Annotated in this window: 14 protein-coding genes; 10 read left to right on the top strand and 4 right to left on the bottom strand. The window is 72.7% G+C overall.

Annotation, left to right across the window (positions count from 1 at the left end; all coding sequences use genetic code 11):
- Positions 1-38 precede the first annotated feature (38 nt).
- Together ABT034_RS17305 and ABT034_RS17300 are read right to left on the bottom strand one after the other, a co-directional pair.
- Positions 39-434: an antitoxin gene (locus tag ABT034_RS17305; RefSeq protein WP_351215932.1), complete on the bottom strand. Its 396-nt coding sequence runs from the start codon at positions 432-434 to the stop codon at positions 39-41.
- A 69-nt stretch (positions 435-503) separates the two neighbouring features.
- Positions 504-821, bottom strand: coding sequence for a hypothetical protein (locus ABT034_RS17300; RefSeq protein WP_351215930.1), 318 nt, complete (start codon positions 819-821; stop codon positions 504-506).
- Positions 822-999: 178 nt separating this feature from the next.
- Here ABT034_RS17300 and miaA point away from each other — a divergent pair, with 178 nt between their 5' ends.
- The 6 genes from miaA to hflX all read left to right on the top strand — a co-directional run bounded on the left by miaA (position 1,000) and on the right by hflX (position 10,337).
- A complete protein-coding gene (gene miaA / locus ABT034_RS17295; protein WP_351215928.1) occupies positions 1,000-1,938 on the top strand; it encodes a tRNA (adenosine(37)-N6)-dimethylallyltransferase MiaA in 939 nt (312 codons plus the stop codon).
- A 109-nt stretch (positions 1,939-2,047) separates the two neighbouring features.
- On the top strand, positions 2,048-2,638 hold the full coding sequence (locus ABT034_RS17290; RefSeq protein WP_502972967.1) for a hypothetical protein: 591 nt from the start codon (positions 2,048-2,050) through the stop codon (positions 2,636-2,638).
- A 146-nt stretch (positions 2,639-2,784) separates the two neighbouring features.
- Complete coding sequence (dapF, locus tag ABT034_RS17285) at positions 2,785-3,654, top strand: diaminopimelate epimerase (RefSeq protein WP_351215924.1); 870 nt, start codon at positions 2,785-2,787, stop codon at positions 3,652-3,654.
- A gap of 214 nt (positions 3,655-3,868) precedes the next feature.
- Entirely contained in the window at positions 3,869-6,967 is a 3,099-nt protein-coding gene (locus tag ABT034_RS17280; RefSeq protein WP_351215922.1) for an HD domain-containing protein, read from the top strand.
- A gap of 225 nt (positions 6,968-7,192) precedes the next feature.
- Positions 7,193-8,683 carry a M1 family metallopeptidase gene (locus ABT034_RS17275; RefSeq protein WP_351215920.1) on the top strand — a complete coding sequence of 497 codons (1,491 nt, stop codon included), beginning with the start codon at positions 7,193-7,195 and terminating at the stop codon, positions 8,681-8,683.
- A gap of 160 nt (positions 8,684-8,843) precedes the next feature.
- Positions 8,844-10,337, top strand: a complete 1,494-nt coding sequence (hflX, locus tag ABT034_RS17270; RefSeq protein WP_351215918.1) for a GTPase HflX — start codon at positions 8,844-8,846, stop codon at positions 10,335-10,337.
- Between the two features lie 104 nt (positions 10,338-10,441).
- Here the strand turns inward: hflX and ABT034_RS17265 are convergent, their stop codons facing one another.
- Complete coding sequence (locus ABT034_RS17265; RefSeq protein ID WP_351215917.1) at positions 10,442-11,623, bottom strand: trypsin-like serine peptidase; 1,182 nt, start codon at positions 11,621-11,623, stop codon at positions 10,442-10,444.
- Positions 11,624-11,802: 179 nt separating this feature from the next.
- Complete coding sequence (locus ABT034_RS17260) at positions 11,803-12,981, bottom strand: trypsin-like serine peptidase (protein ID WP_351215915.1); 1,179 nt, start codon at positions 12,979-12,981, stop codon at positions 11,803-11,805.
- Between the two features lie 497 nt (positions 12,982-13,478).
- Between ABT034_RS17260 and ABT034_RS17255 the strand changes: the two genes are divergently transcribed.
- From ABT034_RS17255 to ABT034_RS17240, 4 genes are all read left to right on the top strand, one after another.
- Positions 13,479-14,912 (top strand): diaminobutyrate--2-oxoglutarate transaminase family protein, encoded by a 1,434-nt coding sequence (locus ABT034_RS17255; RefSeq protein ID WP_351215913.1) that lies wholly within the window; start codon positions 13,479-13,481, stop codon positions 14,910-14,912.
- A 37-nt stretch (positions 14,913-14,949) separates the two neighbouring features.
- The gene (locus tag ABT034_RS17250; protein ID WP_351215911.1) at positions 14,950-16,998 is read left to right on the top strand and encodes an IucA/IucC family protein; all 2,049 of its coding nucleotides are present in this window, start codon (positions 14,950-14,952) and stop codon (positions 16,996-16,998) included.
- A gap of 55 nt (positions 16,999-17,053) precedes the next feature.
- Positions 17,054-17,740 (top strand): GNAT family N-acetyltransferase, encoded by a 687-nt coding sequence (locus ABT034_RS17245; protein WP_351215909.1) that lies wholly within the window; start codon positions 17,054-17,056, stop codon positions 17,738-17,740.
- Positions 17,741-17,801: 61 nt separating this feature from the next.
- Entirely contained in the window at positions 17,802-19,646 is a 1,845-nt protein-coding gene (locus tag ABT034_RS17240) for an IucA/IucC family protein (protein ID WP_502972960.1), read from the top strand.
- Positions 19,647-19,658: the final 12 nt, after the last annotated feature.

The raw sequence follows: 19,658 nt of genomic DNA, 5'->3' as shown, positions 1-19,658 counted from the left end.
GTGCGGAGGGACTGTCGGGTGACGCGGGCCGCCGGTCGTCAGACGGTCGGCGGCGGTGTCGTGCCACCGGTCCCGGGCGTACCACCGGTTCCGTACGTACCACCGGTCCCAGGCGTGCCACCGGTCCCGGGCGTACCGCCGCTCCCGGGCCTACCGCCGCTCCCAGGACCGTCGGTCCCAGGCACACCGCCGGTTCCGGGACCGCCGCTCCCCGGCGTGCCGTCGTCCTTGTGACCGATCCGGTCCAGCGCTTCCTTGGCCTTGCCCGTGCCGGACTGGATCTTGTCGCTGTACTTGCCCTTGGTCTTCTCGTCGACCAGTTTCGCCGCCTTGTCCAGGCCGTGGTCGATCTTCTCCCCGTGCTGCTGCGCGAGGTCGGCGACCTTGTCCTTGGCCGGGCTGAGCTTGGCCTTCAGCGAATCCAGGAGACCCATGGGGCACCTTCCCTCCGCGGACCCCCAAGGGGCCCGTGTTGCGTGTCCTGCCCCCAGGACCCCGGGGGCCTAGCGACGAGCGCCTTCGCCCGCCTCGTTGTCCGCGGCGGCCTCGGCCGATTGCTGCTTCGGGATCTCCACGGCCTCCGCGGCGACCGCTCCGGCCACCGCCTCCTCCGCGTCGACACCGTCCGCGTCCTCCGCGCCGTCCCCACGCTCGGCCGCGTCCACGACCTCGACCGCGCCGTCCGACTCCACCGTTCCGGACTCGGTCTCGGTCTTGGTCCCGGCCGCAGCCTCCAACGCGTCCGTCCCGGACTCCGCGTCGCCGTCCTCCGCCGGAGCGACGGCCCCGGCTTCCTCCGACTCCGGAGAGACCGCTGCCACATCCTTCTTCTTACGGCGAAACACTGCAAAAACGCCCATATTCACTCCATAGCGTACTCGGATGGGAGGGGTTCCGTGGCGATCGGCGGCGGGAACCTCGCAACAGGCAACGAAGTCGGAAGAGGCCCGTCACGTAGCTCATTCGGGGACGGGCCCGGAGGTTTGCGAGACTGGGGCGGTGAAAAGCGCAGCTCCCGCCCCGCGGGTCATCGCCGTCGTCGGCCCCACAGCGGCCGGAAAGTCCGATCTGGGTGTATTCCTGGCCCAGCAGCTCGGGGGCGAGGTCGTCAACGCAGACTCGATGCAGCTCTACCGGGGGATGGACATCGGGACCGCCAAACTGACGCCCGAGGAGCGCGGCGGCGTCCCGCACCACCTCCTCGACATCTGGGACGTGACCGAGGCCGCCAGCGTCGCCGAGTACCAGCGGCTCGCCCGCGCCGAGATCGACCGGCTGCTCGCGGCCGGCCGCACCCCCGTCCTCGTCGGAGGTTCCGGTCTGTACGTACGCGGGGCCGTGGACGCTCTGGAGTTCCCCGGCACCGACCCCGCCGTCCGGGCCCGGCTCGAGGCCGAGCTCGACGAGCGCGGCTCCGGCGTCCTGCACGCCCGGCTCGCCGACGCCGACCCCGAGGCGGCGCACGCGATCCTGCCGAGCAACGGACGCCGTATCGTCCGCGCCCTTGAGGTGATCGAGATCACCGGCAAGCCCTTCACCGCCAACCTGCCGGGGCACGACTCGGTCTACGACACCGTGCAGATCGGGGTCGACGTGGCCCGTCCCGAGCTGGACGAGCGGATCGCCACGCGCGTGGACCGGATGTGGGAGGCCGGACTCGTCGACGAGGTGCGCGCGCTGGAGGCGAGGGGGTTGCGCGAGGGGCGCACGGCGGCCCGCGCCCTCGGTTACCAGCAGGTACTCGCGGCGCTCGCGGGGGAGTGCACCGAGGACGAGGCGCGCGCGGAGACCGTGCGCGCGACGAAGCGCTTCGCCCGCCGGCAGGACTCGTGGTTCCGCCGCGACCCGCGTGTCCACTGGCTCAGCGGGGCCCTCGATCACCGGGGGGAACTCCCGGGAGAGGCGCTGTCGTTGGTCGAACGAGCGGTTACAGCCTGATCACGTGATGGCATCGGGACGCCCTGCCCGGCATTCCGGCGGTCAGGAGCGTGCCATCATCGAGCATCGATCGACCAAGTGGAGTTCCGAGTGGGGAGGGCGCGTGGCGATGGAGGCCGGCCCTCGCGACAGAGAACAGCACGAAGCGGCTCTCGGGGACCCGTTGGGTGCCCCCATGGGTGAACCGCCGGGTGCCCCGACGGGTGACGTGCCGGGTGGCACGCCGGGTCGTCGTCCGGTGGACGGCGACCTCCCGGCCGACCTTCCCGTCAGCCTTCCGATCGGCCTCCCCGTCGGCGCCCCGGGGCTGACCCCGGACGGCCCGGACGACATGGCGGGCACCGCCGTCGAGGTGGACGCCGACGAGGTCGAGGTCGAGCTCCGTCCGCAGCGCAGGCTGCGGATCTGGCAGCTCGCCCCGATCGTGGGTCTGGCCGCCGTCGGCTCGCTGATGTTCGCCTTCCCGCTCGCCTTCGGTTCGGGGGACGGCGGCGCCGTCCTCGCCATGCTCGGGCTGCTGATCAGCTCGTGCGCGGCGGGCTGGGGCATGATGGCCGCCCGCAAGGTCGGCTACACCTGGCCGGGACTCCCGCAGCGCGGTTCGGGCGAGCGCCCGAACTGGCGGTACCTCGCCCTGTACGTGTCGACGATCGCGGCTCTGGTCGCCCTCGCGGTCTGGCGCGTCGCCCGCCTGCGCTGAGCGCGGGACCGAGCGGACGACGGGCAAGGGACACGGGCCGCTCCCTGCACGACCGGCACCCTGTGCACGACCGGCACCCTGTGCGCGGCCGGCAGCCCTGTGGACGGCCGGGCCGCCTGTCGGAGCCACCCCGTACAGTTGATCTCGTGACCAGCACGCAGACCTCGCCGCTCCCCTTCCTCAAGGGCCACGGCACCGAGAACGACTTCGTGATCGTCCCCGACGCGGAGAACGCCGTCGACCTGCCCCCGGCGGTCGTCGCGCGGCTCTGCGACCGGCGGGCCGGCATCGGCGGCGACGGGCTGCTGCACGTCGTGCGCAGCGCCGCCCACCCCGAGGCGCGGCAGATGGCCGAAGAGGCCGAGTGGTTCATGGACTACCGGAACGCCGACGGGTCGGTCGCCGAGATGTGCGGGAACGGGGTCCGGGTCTTCGCCCGCTACCTGGAGCACGCCGGGCACGTCAGCACGGGCGAGGTGGCCGTCGCCACCCGAGGCGGGATCAAGCGCGTCCACCTGGACAAGGACGGCTCCGTCACCGTCGCCATGGGCCGCGCGGCCCTGCCCGAGGCCGGCGTCACCGTCACCGTCGACGGCCGCAGCTGGCCCGCGCGGAACGTGAACATGGGCAATCCGCACGCGGTCGCCTTCGTCGAGGACCTCGACCACGCCGGCACCCTGTTCACGGAGCCGCCGTACGAGCCCGCCGCGGTCTACCCGGACGGGGTGAACATCGAGTTCGTCGCGGACCGCGGTCCCCGCCACGTGGCCATGCGGGTCCACGAGCGCGGCGCGGCCGAGACGCGCTCCTGCGGCACGGGTGCGTGCGCCGTGGCCGTCGCCACCGCCCGCCGGGACGGCGCCGACCCGGCCGAGAGCGGCACCCCCGTGACGTACACCGTCGACGTGCTCGGCGGGACCTTGGTGATCACCGAGCACCCCGACGGCCGGATCGACATGACGGGCCCCGCCGTGATCGTCGCCGAGGGCACCGTCGACCCTGCCTGGCTCGGCTGAGGCGAGAGATCGCCGGGTTCGACGAGATCGCCGGATTCGAAGGAAGCGACGAAATCGAAACAGTCAACGACTGATTTGTCGCTCGAATGGGTGATCCGTTTCACGCTGAGCGAGAGGGCGACTGCGCCACGTGGTGGGGTCGGTAGCATCAAGCACCGGCCCCCAGGGCACGCCTGGCCCGCCCACCGCCGGTCGACGTTGCCGGAGGTGCCCCATGAGCGCAGAGGCCACCAACCCTGTGAGCGCGGCGGAAGCCGCCGTCACCGATGCGACCGTCCGCAGACGCGGACGCGCCAGGATCGACCTCCGCCGGCTCGGCCGCGCCGCCCTGCTCGGCGCCACCGCGGGACCGGCGCCCCGTGACCGGCTGCCCGACGCCATCAGCCATGTCGCCGAGGCGCACCGCGCCCAGCACCCCGATGCCGACCTCACGGTGCTCCGTCGGGCGTACGTCCTCGCCGAGTCCTCGCACCGGGGCCAGTTTCGCAAGAGCGGCGAGCCGTACATCACCCATCCGCTCGCGGTGACCCTGATCCTCGCCGAACTCGGCGCGGAGACGACCACCTTGACCGCCTCCCTCCTCCACGACACGGTCGAGGACACCGAGGTGACACTCGATCAGGTGCGCAGGGAGTTCGGCGACGAGGTCGCCTACCTCGTCGACGGCGTCACCAAGGTGGAGAAGATCGACTACGGCGCCGCCGCCGAACCCGAGACCTTCCGCAAGATGCTGGTCGCCACCGGCAACGACGTCCGGGTGATGTCGATCAAGCTGGCCGACCGGCTCCACAACATGCGCACCCTTGGGGTGATGCGGGCCGAGAAACAGGCCAGGATCGCCAAGGTCACCCGCGACGTCCTCATTCCGCTCGCCGAGCGGCTCGGCGTCCAGGCCCTCAAGACCGAGCTGGAGGATCTCGTCTTCGCCATCCTCCACCCCGAGGAGTACGAGACCACCCGCGCGCTCATCGCGGGCAACCCGCACGCCGGTGACGCGCTGGGCGCGGTCGCGGAACAGGTGTCCGCGGTGCTGCGCGAGGCGGGGATCGGCGCCGAAGTCGTCGTCCGCCCCCGGCACTTCGTCTCCGTCCACCGGGTCCGCCTCAAGCGCGGCGAGCTGCGCGGCTGCGACTTCGGACGGCTTCTCGTCCTGGTCGCGGAGGACGCGGACTGTTACGCGGTCCTCGGCGAGCTCCACACGTGCTTCACCCCGGTGATCTCCGAGTTCAAGGACTTCATCGCGGCCCCCAAGTTCAACCTGTACCAGTCCCTGCACACCGCGATCGCCGCCCCGGACGGCGCCGTGGCCGAGGTCCTCATCCGGACCCACCGGATGCACAAGGTCGCGGAGGCGGGAGTCGTCGCCCTGGGCAACCCGCACGTCGGCCAGGAGGCCACCGGGCAGCCGTCGGGCCCGGCGGACGGGGGCACCGCGCCCCGGCCGAGCGCCCAGGGCTCCGACGCCGAGCGGGGAAGGCCGGCCCGCCCGAGCGGCACGACCGCCCCCGGAACCACCGCCGAGCCCGACCCCATGCGCCGGCCCTCCACGGCCGACGGCCCCGGCACGACAGACGGACACGGCAGGACGGTTCGGCCCGGAACGTTCGACCGCCCCGGCCCGACAAACGTCTCTGCCCCGCCCCGCGCCCCCGGAACCCCCGCCCGGCAGGCCACCGGCGCCGCCCGCCAGGCCGGGACGGCCGAAAAGCCCGGCGTGACGAGCCAACCCGCCGTTGCCGACGGTCCAGGCGCCGCCGACCTGCCTGGTAACACCCGCCAGACCGGGACGTCCGATGAGCCCGGCGGGATGTACCAGCCCACCCCTGCCGATGGTCTCGGCATGGCCGACCGGCCGGGCGCGGCGCGCCAGCCCGGCACGGCGGCTGACGGTCCTCGCATGGCCGACCGGCCCGGCGCCGCTGGCCTGGCGGGGACGTCCGATGATCCCGGCGCGGTGGGTCAGTCCGGCGCTGTGCGTCAGGCAGGCACGGCCGACGGCTCCGGCCTGGCCGACCGATCGGGCGCCGCCGACTCGGCCGGGACCTCCGACCAGTCCAGCGCGACGCGGCACCCCGCCCCTGCCGGCGGTCCCGGCACCGCCGAACGGCCGGGCGCCGCCCGCCAGGCCGCGACGACCGAAAAGCCCGGCGCGACGAATCAGCCCACCCCCACCGACCGTCCCACCCCCACCGACCGTCCCGGCACCGCAGAGCACCCCGGCACCGCCGACCGCCTCGGCATTTCCGACCACCCCGGCGCCACCCCCCAGCCCGACCTCACCCCCCAGCCCGCCTCCATCCCTCCGCCGCACTCCACCGCGCAGCGGTGCGACGCCCCCGACCGCCCGGTCGAGGACGGTGAGCGTGTCGACCCCACCCGCCCCGGCTGGCTCTCCCGGCTTCTCGACTGGCAGCAGGCGGCTCCCGACCCCGACACGTTCTGGACCTCGCTCCGCGCCGACCTCGCAGAGGATGACGAGATCACCGTCTTCCGCGCCGACGGCAGCGCCCCCGGAACGATCAGCCTGCCTGCCGGAGCCAGCTGCGTGGACGCCGCCTACGCGCAGCACGGCGAGGCCGCCCACGCCTGCCTCGGCGCCCGAGTCAATGGGCGCCTCGCACCGCTGAGCACAGTCCTCGGAGACGGCGACACCGTGCAGTTGCTGCTCGCCCAGGACACCGTGTCCGGGCCCTCCCCGGAGTGGCTGGACCACGCCCGTACCCCCGCCGCGCGGATCGCGATCACCCGCTGGCTCCAAGCGCACCCGGAGAACACCGCGCCCCCCGCCCCCGCCACCGGCCCCCGCCCGCCGGCCAACCTCACCGCCGAGCGCCGCGAAGGCGCGCAGCTCCACGCCGACCTGGAGGGGGAGCCGCGCGCGGCCGTCCGCCCCGCGGGCTGCTGCACCCCCGTACCGCCGGACGAGATCACCGGCTTCCGGGTACGCGGCGGGTCGGTCACCGTCCACCGCGCGGGCTGCGCGGCCGTCGACACCATGCGCAGGCTGGGCCGCGACCCCGTCACCGTCCGCTGGGGCGACACGGCCCAGGGCAGGGTCACCCTGGTCGCGGAGTCCTTCGGCCGCCCCGGTCTCCTCGCCGACCTCACGGAGGCGATCGCCGTCGCCGGGGCCGCCGTCGTCTCCGCGACCGTCGAGCCGCCCAGCGAGCAGCGGGTCCGCCACACGTACACCCTCCACCTGCCCGACGTGGCCCGGCTCGCCGCCCTGATGCGGGCGATGCGGGACGTACCAGGGGTGTACGACGTGACCCGCGCCCGCCACCGCCCGTCCCCGCAACGACGCCGGACCTGACCGCCGCCCCCTGCCTGCGCCCCGCGCCCGTCCCGGCCCCGCACCCGACCCGCACCCGGCCCGGCCCGCCCCCCCATCCCCCGGTCCGCACCCGCGCTGGGGCCCCACCCGCCCCGCCCCCCGCCCCCCACATGACCCCCTTCGGGTGGCAGGCGTGCGCGCCGCACCGGGGAGCGAGCGCAGCCCTGGTAGCCGTAGGGCCAGTCCTCCGGAAAGGCCTGGCCCATGCCGCTCGTCCGTACAAACCCGCGCCGCCCGCGGTGGCTCCGCTCCGCCGTCCTGGTCGCCGCCTCCGCGGGGCTCGTCGCCGCCGCCCTGCCCGCCCCGGCGCCCCTCGGCATCGGGGACCCGCTCTTCCCGCACCTCGGCAATCCCGGCTACGACGTCCTCGCGTACGACATCGCTCTCACCTACCCGGGCGCCAACACCGAACCGCTGCCCGCCGTGACCCGGATCGACGCCCGCGCCACCGACGACCTGGAACGGCTCAACCTCGACTTCACCCACGGCACGGTCTCCGCCGTCACCGTCGACGACCAGCCCGCCGCGTACACCAGCAGCGGTGAGGACCTGGTCGTCACCCCCGCCGAGCCGATCGACGCGGGCGAGCAGATCGAGATCACCGTCACCCACACCAGCGACCCCAGCGGCCCCGCCGACACCGGCGGCTGGGTCCGCACCGGCGACGGTCTCGCCATGGCCAACCAGGCCGACGCCGCCCACCGGGTCTTCCCGTCGAACGACCACCCGGCGGACAAGGCGTACTTCACCTTCCGGATCACGGCCCCCAGCGAGCTCACCGCCGTCGCCAACGGCCTCCCCACCGGCCGTGTCACCCGGGGCGCCACCACCACCTGGACGTACCGCACCCGCCATCCCATGGCCACCGAGCTCGCGCAGGTCTCCATCGGCCGCTCCACGGTCGTGCACCGGACCGGACCCCACGGCCTGCCCGTACGGGACGTGGTGCGCACCGCCGACCGGACGCTCATGGAACCCTGGCTGCGCCGGACCCCGGGGCACCTGGAGTGGATGGAGCGGCAGGTCGGCCCGTACCCCTTCGAGACCTACGGGGTGCTCGTCGCGGACGCCGAGACGGGTTTCGAGCTGGAGACCCAGACGCTCTCGCTGTTCGAACGCGGCCTCTTCACCGAGCCCGCCTACCCGGAGTGGTACGTCGACTCGATCATGGTGCACGAGCTGGCCCACCAGTGGTTCGGCAACAGTGTCTCGCCCCGGACCTGGTCCGACCTGTGGCTCAACGAAGGGCATGCGAGCTGGTACGAGGCGCTGTACGCCGAGGAGACCGCCGGCAAGTCCCTGGAGACGCGGATGAAGGCCGCCTACGCGGCCTCGGACGGGTGGCGCGCCGACGGCGGCCCCCCGGCGGCCCCCAAGCCCCCCTCGCCCACGCACAAGATCAGCCTCTTCCGGCCCGTCGTGTACGACGGCAGCGCCCTGATCCTCTACGCGCTCCGCCAGGAGATCGGCACCGAGGCCTTCCGCACCGTCGAGCGCCGCTGGGTCGCCGACCACCGCGACGGCACCGCCACGACCGCCGACTTCATCGCCCTGGCCTCCGAGGTCGCGGGACGGGACCTCACCGCCTTCCTCCGCGGCTGGCTGTACGAGGCGAAGACCCCGGCGATGCCCGGGCACCCGGACTGGCGCAGCCGCCCGGCCGGGGCCGCGACGACCGCCCCGAAACCCGGATGACGGGCCCGGCGGGGCCGTGTCACCATCGTCCTCGTCATCGTCCGGTCGGTGACGCGGCCGACGGTCCCGGGAATCTTCCGGCGGCCTCACGCGTTGCCACGGCATAAGACTCATCGCTTCATCGAAGCAATCGATGTGAAGCAATCGACGTAAGGATCAAATGACCTCCTCTTCTTCCCCTTCCCAGGACGAGCAGAGCTTCGCGGAGACGAGCCGAACCGAGAGCCTTCGGGCCGATGCCCTGATGGAAGAGGACGTCGCCTGGAGCCACGAGATCGACGGAGAGCGGGACGGCGACCAGTTCGACCGCTCCGAGCGCGCGGCACTCCGCCGTGTCGTCGGACTCTCCACCGAGCTCGAGGACGTCACCGAGGTCGAGTACCGCCAGCTGCGCCTCGAGCGCGTCGTGCTGGTCGGTGTGTGGACCTCGGGGACCGTCCAGGACGCGGAGAACTCCCTCGCGGAACTCGCGGCCCTCGCCGAGACGGCGGGCGCCCTCGTGCTCGACGGCGTGATCCAGCGCCGTGACAAGCCGGACCCGGCGACCTTCATCGGATCCGGCAAGGCGCGCGAGCTGCGCGACATCGTGGTCGAGACCGGCGCCGACACCGTCGTCTGCGACGGCGAGCTCAGCCCCGGCCAGCTCATCGCCCTCGAAGACGTCGTCAAGGTCAAGGTGGTCGACCGGACCGCCCTGATCCTCGACATCTTCGCCCAGCACGCCAAGTCCCGAGAGGGCAAGGCGCAGGTCGCGCTCGCGCAGATGCAGTACATGCTGCCGCGCCTGCGCGGCTGGGGTCAGTCGCTCTCCCGGCAGATGGGTGGCGGCGGCGGTGGCGGCATGGCCACGCGCGGTCCCGGTGAGACCAAGATCGAGACCGACCGGCGCCGCATCCGCGAGAAGATGGCGAAGATGCGCCGGGAGATCGCGGAGATGAAGACCGGCCGCGACATCAAGCGGCAGGAGCGCCGCCGTAACAAGGTGCCGTCGGTCGCCATCGCCGGCTACACCAACGCCGGCAAGTCGTCCCTGCTCAACCGCCTCACCGGCGCGGGCGTGCTCGTGGAGAACTCGCTGTTCGCCACGCTCGACCCGACCGTACGCCGGGCCGAGACGCCCACCGGCCGGGTCTACACCCTGGCCGACACCGTCGGCTTCGTCCGGCACCTGCCGCACCACCTGGTCGAGGCGTTCCGTTCCACCATGGAGGAGGTCGGCGAGTCCGACCTCATCCTGCACGTGGTGGACGGCTCGCACCCCGCCCCGGAGGAGCAGCTGGCCGCCGTGCGCGAGGTCTTCCGGGACGTCGGCGCGGTGAACGTACCGGAGATCGTCGTCGTCAACAAGGCGGACGCGGCGGACCCGCTGGTGCTCCAGCGTCTGCTGCGGATGGAGAAGCACTCCATCGTGGTCTCGGCCCGATCGGGCCAGGGCATCGAGGAGCTGCTCGCGCTCATCGACTCCGAGCTTCCCCGCCCGCAGGTCGAGCTCGAAGCCCTCGTGCCGTACACGCAGGGCGGGCTCGTCTCGCGGGTGCACGCCGAGGGCGAGGTCGAGTCCGAGGAGCACACCCCGGAGGGCACCCTGCTCAAGGCCCGGGTGCACGAGGAGCTGGCGGCGATGCTCGCGCCGTACGTTCCCGCCGCGCACTGACCCACGGCTGAACGACTGAGGGCGCTGCCCCCTCCCGTAAGGGAAAGGGGGGCAGCGCCCTCAGTCATGTTGTGTACGGCTTGCCGCAGGGCTCTCGCCCAGGGTCAGCGGGCGAACTTCTTGCTGACCATCTCGTGGGCCGCCTTGGCGCCCCGACCCAACTGCGGTCCGGCGAGCCAGCCGTTGCCGCCGGCCGGGCCGATCGACGTGTTCGACACGAGCGCCGTCTTGCCGTTCGACATGACGCGGAACCAGCCGCCGCCCGAGGAACCAGCGGTCATCGTGCAACCGATCCGGTACATCGCCGGCGTGGCCGGGAAGGTGGTGTACCGGCTCGCCCGGTCGAGGCACTTGTGCATGATCATGCCGTTGAACGGCGGCGCCGCCGGGTAGCCCCAGGCGCCCACCGTTCCCGCACTCGCGGGGGCCGGAGCGGAGAAGTCGACCGGCAGAGCGGCGCCGACGGTCTCCTCCAGGGACTTGGCGCCCCGCTGCGGCTTCACGTGCAGCACGGCGTAGTCGTAGGGCCAGGCCTGGTTGGACCCGCCGGACTTGATCCACTCACCCGAGGTCACGGCCCAGTCGGCCCAGTACTGGCCGTACGGGTACACCTCGTGCGGCTTCGCGTTGTTGAGCGCGGCGGGGGACTTGCCCAGGTCGTTGAAGGCCGGGACGAAGGTGATGTTGCGGTACCAGCCGCCCTTCTTGCCCGCGTGGACGCAGTGGCCGGCCGTCCAGACCAGGTTGGACTTCCCGGGCCGGCGCGGGTCCTTCACGATCGTGCCGGAGCAGACCATGTGGCCCTGCGGCGAGTCGAAGAAGATCTTCCCGACCGGTGCCGCGTTGCGGTGGTACGGCGTCTTCTCGCGCTGCGCCCTGACAGGGCGGGGCGTCGGGTCGCTGCCGCTGCCCCCGGCCTGCGTGGTGATCGTCTGGTCCGGGCTCTTCGCCGACTGCATGCGCGCCGGGTCCCAGAGCCCCTCGATCACCGGGTTGACGAAGTCCTCGGCCTCACGGAGCCAGGTCTTCGTGTCCCAGTTCTTCCATTCGCCGTCCTTCCACTTGTCCGGGTCGACGCCGTGCTTCTTGAGCTTGTCGGCGAGGTCCTTGGGGAGGTCGGTGCCCCCGCTGTCGGCGGCCCCGCCGTCGGTGCTCGGCGCGGAGCTGCTGGCTCCGGCGGCCGGCTTGTCCGCTGCCGGGGTCTCGGTGGGACCGCAGGCGGTGGCGGTCAGCGCGAGCGCGGTGACCAGGCCGAGAGCGGCTGGCAGGAGTCGTACGGAACGCATGTGGTGAATTCCCCCTGAGATGATTCCGCGTCCGGGACGGGCGACGTTCTCGTGTGGCGTGTTATCGCCTTGACGTTGCCATGGACGCGTCACTTGCGGTGCACAGTATGCCGGTCGGGCCGACGGACCGGACGTGGGGGAGGCGGGGTCCGCGGACCCCGCCTCCAGTCGAACGGGCGTTACTGCCCGGCGTACTTCTTGCTGACCGCGTCGAAGATGGCCTTCGCCTCGGGGCCGAGGCGCGGACCGGCGAGCCAACCCGCCGACGCGGGGCCGATCGAGGTGTTCGACACCAGCGCCGGCTTGCCGTCACTGCCCTGGCCGACCCAGCCGCCACCGGACGAACCGCCGGTCATGGTGCAGCCGATGCGGTACATCGTCGGCTGCTTCGCCTTCAGCGACAGCCGGCCCGGCTTGTCCGCGCACTGGAACATCTTCTGACCGTCGAACGGCGGCGCCGCCGGGTAACCGGTCGCCTCCAGGCTCGTGATCTTCGGCACCGCCGGCGCGGTGAAGTCCACCGGAAGCGCCGAACCGACCGTCTCCTCAAGAGACTTGTCCGAGCCGCCCTTCTCCGGAGTCACCTGGATGACCGCGAAGTCGTACGGGGCGCCCGCACCACCGGTGGACGCACCCTCGGCGATCCACTGGTCGGAGGTCTTGACCCAGTCTGCCCACCACACGCCGTACGGAGCGATCTGCTCCCGCGTCGCCTTCTCGAGGTCGGCGGTCGACAGCGCGGCGTCGTTGTACGAGGGCACGAAGGCGATGTTGCGGTACCAGCCGCCCTTCTTGCCCTTGTGCACGCAGTGGCCGGCCGTCCACACCATGTTGGACTTGCCGGGGTGCGCCGGGTCCTTCACGACCGTGGCCGAGCAGACCATCGAGCCCTCGGGGCCGTCGAAGAAGACCTTCCCGGACTCGGGGGCGTTGGCGTGGTACTTCGGCGCCACGGCCTTCGCCCGCACCGGGTTCGGCGTCGGGTCGGTCACGCCCTCGTCACCCGAGATGTCCTCCTCCTCGACCGGCTTGTCGGGGCGCTCGGCGTCCCGCATCCGGTCCGGGTCCCAGAGGTCCTCGATGATCGGGTTGACGAAGTCCTTGGCCTCACGCAGCCACTTGTCGCGGTCCCAGTTCTTCCACTCGCCGTCGCGCCACTTGTCGACGTCGATCCCGTGCTCCTTCAGACGATTCTTCAGGTCCTCCGGAATCTTGATCTTGTCGGCCGGGTTCTGGGCGGTCGCGGGCGCGCTGGGCTTGTCTCCCGCGTTCTCCTCGCTCGGCCCGCAGGCCGTGGCGGTGAGCGTCAGCGCCGCGACGGCGGAAGCCACCGTCAGCAGCGGACGAATCGATCGCATCTCGTGATCCCCCTGGGACTACGTCAACTTGTGCATGGACGAACAGCGGCCGTGCCCGCACGGACAGCGACCGACGGCCCCCACTATGCCGGTGCCGGAGGGGACGGTACGCGGCCGGTCGGCGGTTCCGGTCATCGTTCGGCCGTTGCCGTCCCGTGATCCGGGACACGCCAAGTTCTTGCCTCCGGCCCGTGATCCCCGGCAGTTCGCGTCGTTGGTACGTACGGGGGACACAACGGTGGTGCCGAGGGCGGCCCTTGCGGCGGCTCCACGACGCCCCGATGTGCAACGCAACCGTTACAGCGGGAGGACACCGAGCCGTGGCCGTGACCGAATCAGCTCCGGCCGCCCCACCGGCCGCGCGGACCCAGCCCCGAACACCCGACGGGCCCGCCGACGCACCACCCGGGGCGCCCGGCACTGGAGCGAGCGGCACCGGAGCGCCGGGCCTCGGGGAGCCTGGCACCGGAGCGCCGGGCACCAGGGCGTACGACCCGATGGTCCGAGGCACCCCGGACCACGGAGTTCCGGACCACGGAGTTCCGGACCAGGGCAGGGGCGGGTACGAAGCAATCCTGCGCCGGCAGTCCCTGCGCGAGTCCGCGGCCCGCACCTACGCCCGCTCCCTGCCCATCGTGCCGGTACGGGCCCGGGGGCTGACCATCGAGGGCGCCGACGGCCGCCGCTATCTCGACTGTCTCTCCGGCGCCGGGACCCTCGCCCTCGGGCACAACCACCCCGTCGTCCTGGAAGCCATCAAGAAGGTCCTCGACTCGGGCGCCCCGCTGCACGTGCTCGACCTGGCCACCCCGGTGAAGGACGCCTTCACCTCCGAGCTGTTCACCACCCTCCCGGGTGACCTCGCCGACAACGCCCGCGTTCAGTTCTGCGGCCCCGCGGGCACGGACGCCGTCGAGGCGGCCCTCAAGCTCGTCCGCACCGCCACCAGCCGCAGCGGCCTGCTCGCCTTCACCGGCGCCTACCACGGCATGACGGCCGGTGCCCTCGCCGCCTCGGGCGGAGCGACCGACGTCAGCGTCACCCGGCTGCCCTACCCCCAGCAGTACCGCTGCCCCTTCGGTGTCGGCGGCGCCCGCGGCGCCCAACTGGCCGCCCGTTGGACCGAGAGCCTCCTCGACGACCCCAAGAGCGGTGTCCCCGCCCCCGCCGGAATGATCGTCGAGGCCGTCCAGGGTGAAGGCGGGGTCATTCCCGCGCCCGACGACTGGCTGCGCCGGATGCGCCGGATCACCGCCGACCGCTCCATCCCGCTCGTCGTCGACGAGGTCCAGACCGGCGTCGGCCGCACCGGCGCCTTCTGGGCCGTCGAACACAGCGGCGTCGTCCCCGACGTGATGGTCCTCTCCAAGGCCATCGGCGGCTCCCTGCCTCTCGCCGTCATCGTCTACAGATCCGAGCTCGACGCCTGGGAACCCGGTGCCCACGCGGGCACCTTCCGCGGCAACCAGCTCGCCATGGCCGCGGGGACGGCCACCCTCGCGTACGTCCGCGAGAACAAGCTCGCCGAGCGGGCCGGCATCCTCGGTGCCCGTATCCTCGGCCGGCTACGGGGCCTCGCCGCCGCCCACCCCTGCGTCGGCGACGTCCGTGGCCGGGGCCTGATGATCGGCGTCGAACTCGTCGACCCCGACGCGGCGGGCCCCGACGACTCCGTGCCGCCCGCCGCCCCCGCTCTGGCCCTCGCCGTCCAGCAGGAGTGCCTCGTCCGCGGGCTCATCGTCGAACTCGGCGGCCGCCACTCCGCGGTGGTCCGGCTCCTGCCTCCGCTCACCCTCACCGACGAGCAGGCCACCGCCGTCCTGGACCGGTTCGCCGACGCCCTGGCCGCGGCCGAACGGGCCCACACCCCCCAACTGCCCGCCGTCCGCCGGGCCACGGCCCCCCGGACCGCCCCCGGGCCGTCCCACTGACCCGGACCGCCCCCGGCCCCACCCCAAGGAAGCCCCCGTGAACGCCACGCCCCCCTCCCCGGCGCCCGAGACCGAGGCCCCCCGCACCGTCCAGGAACTCGCCCCCCAGGCCCCCCTCCCCCCTGAGGCACGCGACACCCCCCTGCCCCCCGACGCACACGCCCCCCAGGAACCCGGCACCCCGCCCAACACGGACGGGTCTGGCACGGACGGGTCTGGCACGGACGGGTCCGGCACCGACGCATCCGGCACCCACAGGCCAGGCACCCACAACCCCGGCACCCACGGGTCCGGTGGCGCCGACCCCACCGTCCCGCGCCAGCACACCGGTCCGCACGACTCCCGGCCGCACCGCCCGGTCACCGGCGCCGACCCCCTGGACGACCCGGACCCGCAGCGCGCCGCCGACACGGCCGCCATCGAGAACCTCCTCCGCTGCTGGGTGCGGGAGAAGAACCTCCCCGCTCCCGGTTCCACCACCCTGCGCATCGCCCTCGACGCCAGCGGCACCGCCCTTCTCGTCCCCGTCCGCTACTGGTCGCCCACCGGCTGGCACCGCTTCGGCGCCCCCTCCCTCGAAGGACTCCCGGCCACGGCTCCGACCGTCGACGCCGTGACCGTGGCGGCCCTGCTCAGCCGGGAGACCGGCCGCCCCGAGGGCACCGAACTCGTCGGCAGGGTCGCCGACTCCGCCCGCCGCACCGCAGACTTCCTCACCGAGAGCCGCCACCGGCCCCAGCCGCACCCGGACGCCGACCTCTTCCTCGCCGCCGAACAATCCCTGTTGCTCGGCCACCCCCTCCACCCCACTCCCAAGAGCCGCGAAGGCCTCTCCGACGCCGAGGCCCGGCTCTACTCACCCGAACTGCGAGGCTCCTTCCCGCTCCACTGGTTCGCCGTCGACCCCTTCGTCCTGGCCTCGGACTCCGCCTGGACCGAACAGGGCCGTCCCGTCACCGCGGAGCAACTCGCCACCGGCCTCGCCGAAGGGCTGACGCTCCCCGCCCGCACCGCACCGCTGCCCCTGCACCCCTGGCAGGCACGCGAACTGCTGCACCGTCCCGACATCCACGCCCTCCTCGACGCCGGGCTTCTGCACGACCTCGGTGTCCACGGCAGCCCCTGGCACCCCACCTCCTCCGTCCGTACCGTGCACCGCCCCGGCGCACGGGCCATGCTGAAGCTCTCCCTCGGCCTGCGGATCACCAACTCCCGCCGTGAGAACCTCCGCAAGGAACTCCACCGGGGCGTCGAGGTCCACCGACTGCTCCGCACCGGCCTCGTCGACGAGTGGCAGGCCGCCTACCCGGGCTTCGACATCGTCCGCGACCCCGCCTGGCTCGCCGTCGACGCCCCGGACGGCACCCCCGTCCCCGGACTCGACGTCATGATCCGCCACAACCCCTTCGGGCCCGGCGACGACGCCGTCTGCATCGCCTCCCTCACCACCCCCCGCCCCTGGCCCGGGGCCATCACGGTGCGCTCCCGCCTCGCCGACGTCATCGGCCGGCTCGCCGCCCGCACCGGCCGCCCCCTCACGGCCGTCTCCGCCGAGTGGTTCCTCCGCTACCTCGACCACGTCGTCCGCCCCATCCTCTGGCTCGACGGTCACGCCGGCATCGCCCTGGAAGCCCACCAGCAGAACACCCTGGTACTCCTCGACCCCGACGGCTGGCCCGTCGGCGGCCGCTACCGCGACAATCAGGGCTACTACTTCCGCGAGTCCCACCGGGGAGAGCTGGAGAGCCGTCTCCCCGGCATCGGCGCCGACAGCGACACCTTCGTCTCCGACCAGGTGACCGACGAGCGCTTCGCCTACTACCTCGGCATCAACAACGTCCTCGGTCTGATCGGCGCATTCGGCGCCCAGCACCTCGCCGACGAACGCGTCCTGCTCGCCGCCCTCCGCAGCTTCCTCACCTCCGCCACCAGCCTGGGCTCACCCCTGCCGCACCGACTCCTGGAAGCAGCGACCCTGCGCAGCAAGGCCAACCTCCTCACCCGGCTCCACGGCCTGGACGAACTCGTCGGACCCGTCGACACCCAGTCCGTCTACGTCACCGTCACCAACCCCCTCCGTCCCTGAGCCCGCCCACCGAGGACCACCGCCCCGACCGCACCGCCGAGAGGAGAGCGACACCGTGTCACCCACCCGCCCACCGGCAGACCCGCCCGGCGACGACACCCTCGACCTGAGGCTCGACGACCTCGTCGCCCTCCTCGAAGGCGGTCACCTCGAGGCCGAGGTCCTCGACGGCGACCTGCTGGACTCCATCGCCTCCTGGAAACCGGCCGACACCCCCGTCGGCACCTTCCGGCTCGTCCCCGTACGACTCGACAGGGACCTACCGCTCCTCACCCGATGGATGAACGACCCCGCCGTCTCCGCCTTCTGGGAACTCGCCGGACCCGAGACCGTGACCGCCGAGCACCTCCGCGCCCAGATCGAAGGCGACGGCCGCAGCGTCCCCTGCCTCGGCGTGCTCGACGCCACGCCCATGAGCTACTTCGAGATCTACCGCGCCGACCTCGACCCGCTCGCCCGGCACTACCCGGCGCGCCCCCACGACACCGGTATCCATCTGCTGATCGGAGGCGTCGCCGACCGGGGCCGCGGCGTGGGCACCACCCTTCTGCGCGCCGTCGCCGATCTCGTCCTCGACCACCGTCCCCGATGCACACGCGTCGTCGCCGAACCCGACATCCGTAACACCCCCTCCGTCTCGGCCTTCCTCGGCGGCGGCTTCCGCTATGCGGCGGAAGTCGACCTCCCCGACAAACGAGCGGCGCTCATGATGCGTGACCGCGCCCTCCGTCACGTTCTGTGAACAACCCTCTGTCTTCTATACACCGCTCGGCCCACAGCGGTTCCCACCCCGAGGAGTCCTCGTGTCGACGTCCCCTGCACCCCACGACTCCGCTCAGCCCACAGCGCCCTCCCCGTCCCCCACGGACGGACCGGCGCCCGCACCCGAGCTGCTCGCGCCCCCCGAGCTGAACGCCGCCGCCTGGACCCGGGCCTCGACCCGCCTCCTCACCAAGGCCCTCGCCGAGTTCGCCTACGAGGAGATCGTCGAACCCGTGCCCGCGGCCGACGGCGCACCCGGCACCCATGCCCTGCGGCTCGACGACGGTTCCGCCCTCGCCTTCCGCGCCCGCCGCGGCGCCTACGGCAGCTGGTACATCGCCCCCGGCTCCCTCACCCACGAGGGCCGGCCCATGACCGACCCTCTCGACTTCCTGATCCGCGCCCGCCGACTCCTCCGGCTCGACGGCGCCACTCTCGGACATCTCATCCGCGAGCTCTCCGCCACCCTCGCCGCCGACGCCCGCCTCGACCACACGGCGCTCTCCGCCGCCCGCCTCGCCGACCTCTCCTACGCGGAACTCGAGGGCCACCAGACCGGCCACCCCTGGCTCGTCCTCAACAAGGGGCGCATCGGCTTCTCCGCCACCGACGCCGCCCGCTGGGCCCCCGAGGCCCGACGCGCCACCCGGCTGCCCTGGATCGCCGTCAGCAACCGCATCGCCGCCTACCGAGGCGTGACCGGCCTAGACACCCCCGACCGCCTCTACACCCAGGAGCTCGACCCCGAGGTCCACGCCGCCTTCCGCGCCGAGCTGACCGCCCGCGGCCACCAACCCGACGACTACCTCCTGCTGCCCGTCCACCCCTGGCAGTGGGACGAGATCCTGCTTCCCCTCTACGCCCCCGCCGTCGCCGCCGGGACCGTCGTCCCGCTCGGAGCCGACCGCGACCTGCGGCTTCCCCAGCAGTCGGTCCGCACCTTCCTCAACACCAGCCGCCCCGACCGGCACACCGTCAAACTTCCGCTGTCGGTGCTCAACACCCTCGTCTGGCGCGGCCTGCCCACCGAACGGACCCTCGCCGCGCCGGCCGTCACCGCCTGGGTCCACGGCGTGCGCGACACCGATCCGTTCCTGCGGGACGAGTGCGGAGTGGTCCTTCTCGGCGAGGTCGCCTCCGTCACGGTCGAGCACCCTCTGTACGACCGGCTGCCGGAAGTCCCGTACCAGTACAAGGAACTCCTCGGCGCGATCTGGCGCGAACCGCTCCGGCTGCCCCCGGGCGAGCGCGCCCGCACGCTGGCCTCCCTGCTCCACACGGACCCCGAAGGACGGGCGTTCGTCGCGGAACTCGTCGAACGCTCCGGACTCGCCCCCGCCGTCTGGCTCCAGCACCTCTTCGCGGCCCTGCTGCCGCCACTGCTGCACTTCCTCTACCGATACGGCACGGTCTTCTCCCCGCACGGCGAGAACGCCATCGTCGTCTACGACGGCGAGGACGTTCCCGTACGTCTGGCGATCAAGGACTTCGTCGACGACGTGAACATCAGCGCCCAGCCGCTTCCCGAGCACGACACGCTGCCGGACGACGTCCGCGCCGTCCTTCTGACCGAAGAGCCCGACTTCCTCGTCCAGTTCATCCATTCGGGGCTCTTCGTCGGAGTCTTCCGCTACCTGGCACCGCTCTGCGAGGAACAACTCGACGTGCCCGAGGAAGAATTCTGGGCCCTCGTCCGCGCGGAGATCATCCGCCACCAGGCGCGCTTCCCCGAGCTGAAGGAACGGTTCGAGCTCTTCGACCTCCTCACCCCCCGGATCGGGCGGCTCTGCCTCAACCGGAACCGTCTGCACCTGGACGGCTACCGGGACCGCCCCGAGCGACCCCACGCGGCCGTCCACGGGACCGTTCCCAACCCGCTCGCCTAGGGCGCGCGCGTG

Origin of the sequence: Streptomyces sp. NPDC002773 (assembly GCF_040295605.1) — a bacterium.
In the GTDB taxonomy this organism is placed as follows: Bacteria; Actinomycetota; Actinomycetes; order Streptomycetales; family Streptomycetaceae; genus Streptomyces.
Note: the sequence above shows the minus strand (reverse complement) of the source record. Positions and strands in the feature narration are given on the sequence as shown.